Origin of the sequence: Nisaea sediminum, assembly GCF_014904705.1 — a bacterium.
Classification (GTDB): domain Bacteria; phylum Pseudomonadota; class Alphaproteobacteria; order Thalassobaculales; family Thalassobaculaceae; genus Nisaea; species Nisaea sediminum.
In genome coordinates this window covers 671,748-683,737 of record NZ_JACZCQ010000001.1, presented here as the reverse complement: position 1 = coordinate 683,737, position 11,990 = coordinate 671,748, and the positions used below count along the sequence as shown (strand labels likewise).

Below are 11,990 nucleotides of genomic sequence, written 5' to 3'. Positions count from 1 at the left end.
TTGTATTGATTTCATGAGGATTTTATCAGCGTATTGGTTAACGCATTGCTAACCGCTGCCTGAGTCGGATCAATAACTGGTATCGAGAGCTCTTCTTCGAGTGCCTGGCGGTAACGCGCCATTCCGGCGCATCCGAGCACCACGGCCTGGGCCCCGTCCTTGTCCCTGAGATCCCTCCCCGTCTCGACGAGGCGCGCATATGCCCTGTCCTCGTCCGAGAGTTCGACGACGCCGAGGCCGAGCGCTCGTTCACCGGCCAACCGGGACTCAAACCCAAGGGCCCGGATGTAACGCATGTGCCTCGGGATCGAACGATCGAGAATGGCGATCACGCCGAACTTCTCGCGGATGCTCATGGCCCGGAGCATCCCGGACTCGGCAATCCCGAATACCGGCTTGTCCGTCGCCTCCCGTGCGGCATGGATCCCAGGATCGGAATAACAGGCAATGACGAAGGCCGAGGCACTGTTCGCCCGGCGAGCGACGATCTCGCGGACCTGGACAGCCGCCAGATCCGCATCCGCCTGGCTTTCGACGCCTGGAGGGCCGTCCGGATTGGTCAGGCATTCGATCTCCGGGCCACCCGGAACACGGAGCCCGTCGAGTGCGTCGCTCATCGATTTGGTGACGGCTTCGGTGCTGTTCGGATTGATGACGACGATCGGATCGCTCATGAAATTACCCTTCTTCCCCAAGGCCTTTGGCTACGAGTTCGGTGACGTCGGGCGACAGGCCCGGATGGCGCCGGATGCGCGCGAGACATTCCCGCATCATGCGCTGGCGCGCTTCGTCATAGCGTTTCCATCGGGTCAGCGGCGCCACGAGCCGTGCCGCGATCTGCGGATTGAGTGCGTCGAGCCGGACGATCTGGTCCGCGAGGAAGCTATAGCCGGAGCCGTCCGCCGCATGGAAATGCACCGGGTTGCCGGTCGCGAAAGCGCCGATGACGGCGCGCACCCTGTTCGGCGTGCCCAAATCGAACTTCGGATGCTCCAGTAGCTCCTTCACGATTTCGAGCGTGCCCGGCAACGCACTCGTCGCAGAGAGCGTGAACCACTTGTCGAGCACGAGGGGCGTGCCGGTCCAACGGTCATGGAAGGCGGCCATCGCCGCCTCGCGCTCGGGGCACTCGACATTGTTCAAGGCCTGCAGCGCGGCCATGGACTCCGTCATCGTCGTGGCCCCGGCGGCCTGTTCTGCGGCGAGCGTGCGCGCGGCACTCTCTCCGCTTGCCACGAGATAGCCGAGCGCAACCGCCTTCAGGGCGCGCCTACCCATGGCTTCGGTCGACATATCGTCCGGGGCATAGGCACCCGAGAGCCGGTCGTAGATCGTCCGGAAGAGTGCCGTGTGACGGAGCCCGATTTCCCGGCGTGCCGCATCGCGCGCCGCGTGAATGGCATCCGGATCCGCCGGAAGCATGGCGTCGGCCAAGACCGTCTCGCCCGGCAGCGTCAGGAGTTCGGCGGCAAAAGCCGGCTCAATCGCGGGATCGTTCAGAATTTCTCCGACCGCATCGAGGAAATCGTCGTCGAGCACCGCTTCGCCGCCGCCGCCGCTCTGCGCCGCAGCGATTATGGCCCGGGTAAGGTAGCTCTGCCCGGCATCCCAGCGCGCGAACGGATCGTCGTCGTGACGGAAAAGAAAGCAGTCCTCGGCGGCATTGCGGCTCGTGCGCAGCCTTACAGGGGCGGAGAACCCGCGCAGCAAAGACGGGACCGACCGCTCGGCGACATTCTCGAAGACAAACTCCTGCTCTTCGGCGCTGACGGAGAGAACGCGCGCAGCCGGCGCCGCAGCGCTATTGTCGCCACGCAGTTCCAGCGGCAGCGCCCTTCCATCCCCCCCGAGCAGAGCCATCGAAAGCGGGATCAGCATCGGTTTTTTGTTCGGCTGGCCCGGCGTCGGCGGCAGAATCTGGCGCACCTTGAGGCGCGCGGTCCTGGTGGCAACGTCATGCTCCAGGTCGACCTCCAGTTCGGGCGTCCCGGACTGGCTGTACCACAGCCGGAACTGGCCGAGATCCACGCCGCTCGCATCTTCCATCGCGGCGACGAAATCCTCGCAGCGGACCGCCTCACCGTCATGACGCTCGAAATAGAGATCCATGCCCTTGCGGAAGGCATCCGACCCAAGCAGTTCGTGGATCATCCGAATGACCTCGGCGCCCTTCTCGTAGATCGTCACCGTGTAGAAGTTGTTGATCTCGAGATAGCTCTCGGGACGGACCGGATGGGCGGTCGGCCCCGCATCCTCGGGGAACTGGACGGTACGCAGCAGACGCGCATCGGCGACGCGCTTCACGCCGCGGGAATGGGTATCGGACGTGAATTCCTGGTCGCGGAAGACCGTCAGGCCTTCCTTCAGGCTGAGCTGGAACCAGTCGCGGCAGGTCACCCGGTTGCCGGTCCAATTGTGGAAATATTCATGCGCGACGATGCCTTCAAGGCGCTCGTAATCGGCATCCGTCGCGGTCTCGGGATCTGCCAGCACGAACTTGCTGTTGAAGATGTTCAGCCCCTTGTTCTCCATCGCCCCCATGTTGAAATGGCTGACGGCGACGATCATGAAGAGGTCCAGATCGTATTCGAGGCCGAACCGTTCCTCGTCCCACTTCATCGAGCGCTTCAGGCTGTCCATCGTATGGCCGGTCAGACGTTCGTTGCCGTGCTCCACATAGATCCGAAGCTCGACATCGCGGCCGGACATGGTCCGGAAACTGTCGCTCACGCAGGCGAGGTCTCCCGCGACAGCGGCGAAAAGGTAGGACGGTTTCGGGAACGGGTCGTTCCAGACCGCGAAATGCCGTCCGCCGTCGAGCGAACCGGCCTCGACGAGATTGCCGTTGGAAAGCAGAACCGGAAAACGCGCCGCATCCGCTTCGAGGCGTGTCGTATAGACCGCCATCACGTCGGGACGGTCCGGGAAATAGGTGATCCGCCGGAACCCCTCGGCCTCACATTGGGTGCAGTACATGCCTTCCGACATATAGAGCCCTTCGAGCGCGGTGTTCTTCTCCGGCTCGATCGCGGTGGTGATTTCGAGCGAGAAGCTGTCGGGAACGCCCGAGAGATAGAGCTTGTCGCCATCGATCCGGTAATCCGCTTCCGAGACAACGTCGCCGTTGAGCACGATGGACAGAACCCGCAACTCCTGACCGTCCAGTTCGAGCACGTCGGACGGATCCTTCGAGGCCGGGTTCCGCCGCCCGACGAGCGTGCTGCTTACCTTTGTTTCGCCGTCGCGCAGATCGAAATCGAGCGCGACCGTGTCGATCAGAAAGATCGGCGGGGCGTAGTCGGAAAGGCGTTTCACTTGAGGTCCGGCGGCGTTCTCGACGCGTGTCATGTCAGCTCCAGGTGCTTCGGATTTTCGGTCGGGCGGATCAGTTGGCCATCCAGCCGCCGTCGACCATCAGGTTCTCTCCGGTAATATAGGTCGCCTCATCGCTCGCGAGAAACAGCACCGCGTTGGCCACGTCGAGCGGCCGTCCGAGGCGCGGCCAGGGCGTGCGGGCCTCGGAATAGGCAAGGATATCGGAATCGACGGCCCGGCCGGTCTTGCCGGTGAGAATCTTGCCCGGAGCGACTGCGTTGCAGACGATCCCCTCGGCGGCGTAATCGCCCGCGATCTGCCGCGTCATGTAGACGACGGCAGCCTTTCCGGTGCCGTAGGCGAGGTCGTTCGGCGACCGGACCATGCCATGCTGCGACGAGATGTTGACGATACGGCCCCTCACCCCATCACGCGCCGGCTGCGTCAGCATCTGTTGTACGGCCCGCTTGCAGCCGAAAAAGACACCCTTCGCATTGACGCTCATCACCCGGTCCCAATCTTCCTCGCTGGTTTCCAGCAGAGGCTTGCCGACGCCGATCGCCGCGTTGTTCACCATGATGTCGAGCGCTCCATAGGTGGAAACCACCGCTCCGACCGTAGCGTCGACGGACGCCCAGTCGGCGACATCCATTTCCGCGAATTCGGCGCTGCCCCCGGCGGCCAGGATGAGATCCAGTGTCTTCTCCCCACCCTCGCGCGGCGCGTCGGTGCGATCGGCCACGATCACGTTCGCGCCTTCTTCCGCGAAACGGATCGCGATCGCCTTGCCGATACCGGACGCGGCACCGGTGACGATGGCGGTTCTGTCTTTCAGTCGCATCTGTTGCTCCGGAAGGTCATGCGCCGGGAACCGGCAGGAGGGGGTGCTGAATTGGGGCGGATGCCCTCCGCCAATCGAACAATAGAGAGGGGGCCGGATTTGGCAATACACGCCCTATGGCCTGTCGCGCGCGGATCCGGGGCGACGCCGGAAACGGCGGAGGGGCGCCGCGGCTTCCCGCGGCACCCCTCCGGAGTTCGAGAGTAGCCGGCCCGATCAGGCGGCCGCGGTATCCCGCATGTTGGTGTAGGCAACCGCACAGTGGGTCGTGCAATAGGGACGGCCCTGCACCACGCTGTCGCCGCAGAACTTGAAATCCGGAGATTTCGGGTCACCGATGGGCCAGGAGCACTTGTTCCGGTCCCATTCCTGCGCCGCGAGCGGCGAAACCTTGCGCTTCTTCGGCTCGACAGGCTTGTCGGAGCGCACGATCGGCGACTGCCGCTTGGGTAACCCCATCCGGTGCACCTTGCCGACGACGGCATTCCGCGAAACCCCGAGCTCGTTCCCGATCTGCGTGATCGACAATCCGTCGGCCCAGAGCTGCTTGAGCTGTTCCAGACGGTCCTCGGTCCACGCGCTGACTGCGCTTTCGGCCATTCTGCCCTCCAAGTCTGACATAATGCCGGCACTCTTCCCGGTTGAACCGGCGCGTCTCCCGGTTGAAAAGAGACGCAATATGTTGTGCCGACTTGAGATGAGCCTACTCCTTGTTGTGGTTTCGATTCAAGCGCCTTGCGAGAAAACTTAACGATTCGCGCCGATTCAAGGGGTTACGGCAAAGCGCTCTCAGCCAACTCCAGCTCAAGCCGGCCGCGCCTCTCCGCACAGCCCCATTTGCACCCGGTTCCGGATGAGGTATGCAGAATTTCGAGAGAATGTTGGCACTGAAGGATCGGCGGCCATCCCATGAAGACAGTTCCAAAACGCGTCCTGGTTACCGGAGGTGCCGGCTTTCTCGGCTCTCACCTCTGCGAGCGGCTGCTGGAGCGCGGCGACGACGTTCTCTGCGTCGACAATTTTTACACCGGCATGCGGCGCAACGTGGCCCACCTGCTCGATCACTCGAATTTCGAGCTGATGCGGCACGACATCACCTTCCCGCTCTATGTCGAGGTCGACGAGATCTACAATCTCGCCTGCCCGGCCTCGCCGATCCATTACCAGCGCGATCCGGTACAGACGACAAAGACCAGCGTGATCGGCGCCATCAACGTCCTCGGGCTCGCCAAGCGGGTGAAGGCGAAGGTGCTGCAGGCCTCGACCTCGGAGGTCTATGGCGACCCGACGGTGCATCCGCAGACCGAGGAATACTGGGGCAACGTCAACACAACCGGCATCCGGGCCTGCTACGACGAAGGCAAGCGCTGCGCCGAGACCCTGTTCTTCGACTATCTGCGCCAGCACCGGCTGCGCATCAAGGTCGCGCGGATCTTCAACACCTACGGCCCGCGCATGCACCCGAACGACGGCCGCGTGGTCTCAAACTTCGTCCTCTCGGCCCTGCGCGGCGAGGACCTGACGCTCTACGGCGACGGCAGCCAGACGCGATCCTTCTGCTTTGTCGACGATCTGGTCGACGGCCTGATGAAGCTGATGGACAGCGAGGACTCCGTGGTCGGCCCGATCAATCTTGGAAACCCGACCGAGATGACGGTGAAGGAACTGGCGGAAAGCGTGACCGAACTGGTCGGAGGGAAGAACGGAATCTCCTACCATCCGCTGCCGCAGGACGACCCGATGCAGCGCCAGCCGAACATCGACAAGGCCAGAAACCTCCTCGGCTGGGAGCCGAAAGTTCCCCTGCGCACCGGCCTCGAGAAAACGATCGCCTATTTCCGCGACTTCGTCTGAGGGGGCGTCCGACCCCGTCAAGGGGTGCCGGACTTCAGAATATCTTTCAGCTTTTCCTCGAAAGGGAATGGCAATGGCGGTTCGACCAGCGAGCCGGTCGCCGGGACCGCGCGGCCGTCGGACCAGCGCCTCAGACCGGTGATCTCTTCCGCCCGTGTGACCGACAGAGGTTTGGTTTCAAGGATCGCAGCCTCGAGGTGTCGCTGCTCGAGGGTCGGAAATTTTTTGGCATCCGTCGCCTCTGAAAAAGCCGAGATCAGCGCTTCCCGCACGACCGCCTCGATTTCGGCGCCGCTGAAACCGCCCTCTCCCGTCGCCTCGTCGGTGCCGGTAATTTCGGTCAGGGCGTCGAGATCGAAACTTTCCGGCACGTGACCGACCCGGCCGATATGAATCCGGAAGATCTCCTTCCGCTCCTCCGCATTGGGGAGATCGATGAAGAAGATCTCGTCGAACCGCCCCTTGCGCAGGATTTCCGGCGGCAGCAGCACCGTCTCGTTGGCCGTGGCAATGACGAAGACCGGCGCCGTCTTCTCCTGCAGCCAGGTCAGGAATGTCGCCAACACCCGCAGGGAAACGCCGCTATCGCCGACATGGCCTTGGTTACGCGGCAGTCCCTTCTCAATCTCGTCGATCCAGAGCACGCAGGGCGCAACTGCCTCGCAGATCGAGATAGCATCACGGATATGCTGCTCCGACGCGCCGACGAGCGAGGCATAGACACGTCCCATGTCCAGCTTGATCAGCGGAATGCCCCAGGAGGTCGATGTGCATTTCGCCGCAAGCGACTTGCCGCAGCCGGGAACGCCCGTGAGGAGAACACCTTTCGGCGGAGTGATCCCGAAGGCGAGCCCCTTATCGGTCGAGGCCAGGGCGCGCTTGCGGAGCCATTCTTTCAGGTTATCGAGCCCCCCGACATCGTCCATCGACCATTCGCTGGTGTCGATATATTCGAGGATCCCGCTCTTCTTCACGACATCCTGCTTGAGCCGGTAGATCTCCCGGACATCCTCCCGCGACAATTGCTTGTCCTCGATCAGGGCATCCGAGAGCGCATTGCGGATCTCGTACATTGTGAGGCCGCTCGCCGCGTTCACAACCGCCTCTTTCAGGAAGTCCACATCCTCGTCGACCTTGACTGCGGAAGTTGCCTTGAGCCGCTCTAGAATGTCGTCCACCCAGCCCTTGATCTCGTCTTTCGTCGGAAGGGGAAACTCGAGCCGCAGGATCTCCTTCTCGAGTTCCGGAGTGAGTTCACCGTCGGACGAGACCAGGAGAATTGCACCGTTCTTGGTCGAGAGCCGGCTCTGCAAGGCGAAATCGCGCAGCCGCCTGCGGTGGGCCGGATTGTTGTGGCGCTCGACGAGAAAGGGCGACGCGTCGAGCAGGACGAGGAAGGTTTTCCGGCGTTCCGAACTCTTCTTCTCGCGCTCTCTTTCAAGTTTGCGCTCGAAGGCTTCGATCGCAGTCATGACGTCCGCGTTCTGGCCGGATTTGACGAGGTTGTCCGGTGCCTTGTCGGCTTGGCTCAGCAGCGAGCCGATCCGCTTCATGTGAATGCCCCGCGTGCAGGACCAGAAAATGATGTCGCATTTCTCCTTGATCGCCACGCGTTCGATGCTGTCGATCACCCGGTTTTCTTCGAACGAGTGAATGGCGATTAACGGATGGAGCGACGATACCGCGAGCGTCAGGGCGCGCTCGAAATCCTTTTGGGTCCTGATCTTCAAGGCACTCTTCCTCCTGCACGCAAAGTGTCACGCCTGGACGAGAGTAAAGCGCACACTTTGCAAATCTAACAGTACAGAATCATGCAGGAATTGACCTGGATCAGGCCCTCTGGTTGAACCGACGCCCCACCAGGGCCGCGGCGATATTCACCTTCTGGATGTCGATCGCCCCGCCTGCGATGCCCCAGCCCCAACCGTCGCGCAGACGCTGTTCCATGCCGTAGGACTTGGAATAGCCATAGGCGCCCATCACCTGCAGCGCGGCACCGGTCACGTCGCGGACGATCTCGTTGGCGAAGCATTTCGCCAGGCTGGAATCCAGCACCGACGGCAGACCGTCCTCGGCATTCTTCGCCGCGCGAAAGATCAGCAGGCGCGAGGCCTCGACCCGCATCGCCATTTCGGCGAGCTTCATCTGCACCGCCTGGAATTCGACCAGTTCCTTGCCGAACGCCTTGCGCTCCTGGGTATAGGCGAGCGCCGTCTCGAAGGCGGCCGATGCGATGCCGAGACACATGGTGGCATTGCCGCAGCGCTCCAGATCGAAAGCCTCCATCAGCTGGCGGAAGCCGCCGGCCGGCACGATCACGTTCTCTTTCGGGATTTCGACATTGTCGAAGAAGATGTCGGCGCTCGGGATACCGCGGAAGCCCATCAGCCGCTCGCGTTCGCCGAAGCTGACACCCTTCATGCCTTTCTCGACATAAACTGCGCCGATCCCCTTGGCGCCCGGTGCGTCCGACATCTTGCTATAGACCACATAGGCCTCGGCATGACCGCCGCCGGAGCACCAGCGCTTCTGTCCGTTCAGGATCAGATTGCCGCCCTCCTCCGTCACCCGGGTCTTGAGATCGGTCAGGGCCGAGCCGGCATCCGGCTCGGACATCGCGACGGCGACCGTCAGCTCGCCGGCACAGACCTGCGGCAAGACCTTCTTCGCCAGCTCGGACGAGGCGAAATGTTCGACCGCGCGGCAGGGGCCGACGGAGGACTCGAAAATCGGAAACGCGATGGCCGGCGAGACCTTGGCGAACTCCTCGAGCACGATCAGCGCCTCGAGGTTGCCGAGACCGAGCCCGCCATATTCCTCCGCCACATTGATCCCGAGGAAGCCCATCTCGGCATAACGCCGTATATGTTCGCGGGACGGCGCCTCGTCCTTTTCCTCCAGCTCGCGCGCGACATCCGCCATCTCCTGGGTCGCGAAAGCGCGCGCCGTTTCCTGCAGGCTGCGCTGCTCTTCGGTCAGCTGGAAGTCCATCTCGTTTCCTCCGGGTATTTTATCGTTTCAATTGAAATGATCTTAGCCGCGATGGAACCGGACGTAATCCTCCAGCGCCATGCGTTCCGTAATAAGAGTGTTCTCGATCTTCGACCAATCGGCCTTGCCGAGCGCCATGCCGGCAACGACCACATCCTCCTCGGCGAGGTCCAGATGGGCTCGGATGATCTTGTGATAGGTCGCGAAAGCGGCCTGCGGGCAGGTCTCCAGTCCGTGGCTGCGGGCCAGCACCATGACGTTTTCCATGAACATGCCGAAATCGAGCCAGCTGCCGATCTCGAGGCCGCGATGGATGGTGAAGATCAGCCCGACCGGCGCGTCGAAGAAGGTGAAGTTCCGCGCATGCTGCGCCTTGGTCTTCTCGAAATCGCCCTTTGTGATCTCGAGCAGGCCGTAGAGCGCCCAGCCGACCGTGCGGCGGCGCGACTTGAAAGGCTCGAAGAACTCTTTCGGGTAATACTGGTACTCGCCGCTGTGGTTCGCGCCTTCGTGGTGCGCTTCAACGATATCGGTGCACAGTCTTTCGCGCGCCGCGCCGGTCACCACATGCACCTTCCAGGGCTGCATGTTGGTTCCGCTCGGCGCCCTGCCGGCGAGATAGAGTATACGGGCAATGGTCTCATCCGGCACCGGGTCCGGCAGGAAGGCCCGGACGGAGCGCCGCTGCGAGACCGCCTCCTCGACAGGGTTCAGGTTTTCGTAGCCGGTCTCTATGATCGGTGCGTCTGTCACGGTTCTTTTCTCGGGATATCTGATCGAAATGGCGGGTGAAGCTGCGACCGGTCCCCTTGCGGGGATCCGGGTACTGGATCTGACCTCGGTTCTGCTCGGACCCTACGCGACCCAGATCATGGGCGACATGGGCGCCGATGTCATCAAGGTCGAATCCCTCGACGGCGATGTCACGCGCAACGTCACACCGTTCAGAAACCCTGGAATGGGCACGGTTTTCCTCAATGTGAACCGCAACAAGCGCTCGCTTTCGATGGACCTGAAAAACACCGGTGCCCGTGACGCACTGTTGTCGCTAGCACGAAGCGCCGACGTCTTCGTGAGCTCCGTCCGACCGGCCGCGATGCGCCGCCTCGGCCTCGGTTACGAGGACCTGAAGGTGATCAATCCGAAGCTGATCTATTGCGGCGCCTACGGGTTCAGCGAGCAGGGTCCCTATGCGGGCCGCCCAGCCTATGACGACATCATCCAGGCCGCCTGCGGCCTCGCCGACTATCACAACCGGGCCGACGGAGCTCCGGCCTACAGCCGCACGGTTATCGCGGACAAGGTGACAGGTCTCATGTGCCTCTCCGCGATCTCCATGGCGCTGGTGGCCCGGGAGCGTTCCGGAATTGGCCAGTTCATCGAAGTGCCGATGTTCGAAAGCCTCGTCGCCTTCCTGCATCCGGAGCATCTCCAGGGCGCCACCTTCCCCGACGGCGACAGCAAGACGGGATACGACCGGGTCCTCGCCCCGCACCGCAAGCCCTACCGGACCAAGGACGGGCATGTCGCCCTGCTGCCCTATACCGCCCGGCAATGGAGCGATTACCTGCGCGCAATCGGTCGCGAGGATATCGCAGCGGCATCCTGGGTGACCGATCCGGCGGAGCGCTCGCGCAATATCGGCCGGCTCTACCAGATCGTCGCGGAGGCGACGCCGGCGCGCACGTCAGCTGAGTGGCTCGCGCTCTTCGCCGAAATCGACGTACCCGCCATGCCGGTCATGGGGACCGAGGACCTGCTGCAAGACCCGCATCTCGACGAGATCGGTTTCTGGCCGCTGTTCCGGCATAGGAGCGAAGGAGAGATCCGGATGGTCGGTCAGCCGATCCGCTACGGCAGCACGCCCGCCTCCTACCGGCTCGGCGCGCCGCGGCTGGGGGAACATAGCCGGGAAATCCTCGCCGAGGGCGGCCTTGCCGGAGCGGAGATCGACGCGCTGCTGGCCGCTGGTGTGGTCTTCCAGGCTCCCTGATCCGGCTCGCTCCCCTTTAAACCGCTCCGCCCGCGTGCTATCTGACCATTGATCCCGCTGGAAATCTGGACGCCCCCATGCCGACTTCGCTTCCCGCTACCGTCGAAGACACGCTCGCCCTGCTCGGCAAAGGCCAGTATGTCGCCGATACGCCGCTCGCGACCGCCCTGCACCTTGCCCTTCAGCTCAAGCGGCCGCTGTTCCTCGAAGGCGAGGCCGGCGTCGGCAAGACCGAGATCGCCAAGGTCCTGTCCGAAACCCTCGGCCGCAAACTGATCCGCCTGCAATGCTACGAGGGGCTCGACGTTTCCTCGGCGGTCTATGAATGGAACTATTCCCGCCAGATGTTGGAGATCCGGATGGCCGAGGCGGCCGGCGGTGCGGACCGCAAGGCGCTCGCGGCGGATCTCTTCTCCGACGAGTTCCTGATCAAGCGCCCGATCCTGCAGGCCCTGGAGCCGACCGAAGGCGGCGCTCCGGTGCTGCTGATCGACGAACTGGACCGCACAGACGAGCCGTTCGAGGCCTTCCTGCTTGAGGTGCTCTCCGACTACCAGGTCACCATTCCGGAAATCGGCCCCTTCAAGGCCGAGGAGCCGCCGATCGTCATCATCACCTCGAACCGGACGCGCGAGATCCACGACGCGCTGAAGCGGCGCTGCTTCTACTACTGGGTCGATTACCCGAGCGCCGAGCGCGAGCTCGAGATCCTCCGTAAAAAGGCACCGACGGCGCCGGAAGATCTCAGCCGGCAGGTCGTCGCCTTCGTGCACCAGCTCCGCAAGATGGACCTCTTCAAGCAGCCGGGTGTCGCCGAGACCATCGACTGGACCCACGCGCTGGTGCAGCTCGACTATCTCGCGCTCGATCCGCGCGCCGTCGACAACACGCTCGGCGTACTGCTGAAGTACCAGGACGACATCCAGAAGATCCAGGGCAGCGAGGCCAACCGCATTCTGACCCAGGTCCGCAGCGAACTGGCGATGGCCGGCTGAG

Annotated in this window: 10 protein-coding genes; 3 read left to right on the top strand and 7 right to left on the bottom strand. The window is 63.0% G+C overall.

Going from position 1 to position 11,990, the window contains the following annotated elements:
* Positions 1–11 precede the first annotated feature (11 nt).
* From IG122_RS03225 to IG122_RS03210, 4 genes are all read right to left on the bottom strand, one after another.
* Positions 12–674 carry an aspartate/glutamate racemase family protein gene (locus tag IG122_RS03225; protein ID WP_193180326.1) on the bottom strand — a complete coding sequence of 221 codons (663 nt, stop codon included), beginning with the start codon at positions 672–674 and terminating at the stop codon, positions 12–14.
* Between the two features lie 4 nt (positions 675–678).
* A complete protein-coding gene (gene pepN / locus IG122_RS03220) occupies positions 679–3,348 on the bottom strand; it encodes an aminopeptidase N (RefSeq protein WP_193180324.1) in 2,670 nt (889 codons plus the stop codon).
* Positions 3,349–3,385: 37 nt separating this feature from the next.
* On the bottom strand, positions 3,386–4,156 hold the full coding sequence (locus tag IG122_RS03215) for an SDR family NAD(P)-dependent oxidoreductase (protein WP_193180321.1): 771 nt from the start codon (positions 4,154–4,156) through the stop codon (positions 3,386–3,388).
* A 216-nt stretch (positions 4,157–4,372) separates the two neighbouring features.
* On the bottom strand, positions 4,373–4,756 hold the full coding sequence (locus tag IG122_RS03210; protein WP_193180319.1) for a GcrA family cell cycle regulator: 384 nt from the start codon (positions 4,754–4,756) through the stop codon (positions 4,373–4,375).
* Between the two features lie 309 nt (positions 4,757–5,065).
* On the opposite strand from IG122_RS03210, the gene IG122_RS03205 reads away from it, so the two are divergent.
* On the top strand, positions 5,066–6,010 hold the full coding sequence (locus IG122_RS03205) for a UDP-glucuronic acid decarboxylase family protein (protein WP_193180318.1): 945 nt from the start codon (positions 5,066–5,068) through the stop codon (positions 6,008–6,010).
* Positions 6,011–6,027: 17 nt separating this feature from the next.
* Here the strand turns inward: IG122_RS03205 and IG122_RS03200 are convergent, their stop codons facing one another.
* From IG122_RS03200 to IG122_RS03190, 3 genes are all read right to left on the bottom strand, one after another.
* Entirely contained in the window at positions 6,028–7,740 is a 1,713-nt protein-coding gene (locus IG122_RS03200; protein ID WP_193180316.1) for an AAA family ATPase, read from the bottom strand.
* A 100-nt stretch (positions 7,741–7,840) separates the two neighbouring features.
* A complete protein-coding gene (locus tag IG122_RS03195) occupies positions 7,841–9,001 on the bottom strand; it encodes an acyl-CoA dehydrogenase family protein (protein WP_193180314.1) in 1,161 nt (386 codons plus the stop codon).
* Positions 9,002–9,043: 42 nt separating this feature from the next.
* The gene (locus IG122_RS03190; RefSeq protein ID WP_319024799.1) at positions 9,044–9,754 is read right to left on the bottom strand and encodes a nitroreductase; all 711 of its coding nucleotides are present in this window, start codon (positions 9,752–9,754) and stop codon (positions 9,044–9,046) included.
* A gap of 28 nt (positions 9,755–9,782) precedes the next feature.
* Here IG122_RS03190 and IG122_RS03185 point away from each other — a divergent pair, with 28 nt between their 5' ends.
* Both IG122_RS03185 and IG122_RS03180 read left to right on the top strand, forming a co-directional pair.
* A complete protein-coding gene (locus tag IG122_RS03185) occupies positions 9,783–10,994 on the top strand; it encodes a CaiB/BaiF CoA transferase family protein (protein WP_193180312.1) in 1,212 nt (403 codons plus the stop codon).
* A gap of 77 nt (positions 10,995–11,071) precedes the next feature.
* Entirely contained in the window at positions 11,072–11,989 is a 918-nt protein-coding gene (locus IG122_RS03180) for an AAA family ATPase (protein ID WP_193180310.1), read from the top strand.
* The last annotated feature ends 1 nt before the right edge of the window (position 11,990 follow it).

What these genes read in the sequence shown, in the direction of transcription:
- pepN (WP_193180324.1), bottom strand. Translation starts at nt 3,348, where the DNA reads ATGACACGCGTCGAGAACGCCGCCGGACCTCAAGTGAAACGCCTTTCC.
- IG122_RS03180 (WP_193180310.1), top strand. Translation starts at nt 11,072, where the DNA reads ATGCCGACTTCGCTTCCCGCTACCGTCGAAGACACGCTCGCCCTGCTC.
- IG122_RS03185 (WP_193180312.1), top strand. Translation starts at nt 9,783, where the DNA reads ATGGCGGGTGAAGCTGCGACCGGTCCCCTTGCGGGGATCCGGGTACTG.
- IG122_RS03225 (WP_193180326.1), bottom strand. Translation starts at nt 674, where the DNA reads ATGAGCGATCCGATCGTCGTCATCAATCCGAACAGCACCGAAGCCGTC.
- IG122_RS03195 (WP_193180314.1), bottom strand. Translation starts at nt 9,001, where the DNA reads ATGGACTTCCAGCTGACCGAAGAGCAGCGCAGCCTGCAGGAAACGGCG.
- IG122_RS03210 (WP_193180319.1), bottom strand. Translation starts at nt 4,756, where the DNA reads ATGGCCGAAAGCGCAGTCAGCGCGTGGACCGAGGACCGTCTGGAACAG.
- IG122_RS03205 (WP_193180318.1), top strand. Translation starts at nt 5,066, where the DNA reads ATGAAGACAGTTCCAAAACGCGTCCTGGTTACCGGAGGTGCCGGCTTT.
- IG122_RS03215 (WP_193180321.1), bottom strand. Translation starts at nt 4,156, where the DNA reads ATGCGACTGAAAGACAGAACCGCCATCGTCACCGGTGCCGCGTCCGGT.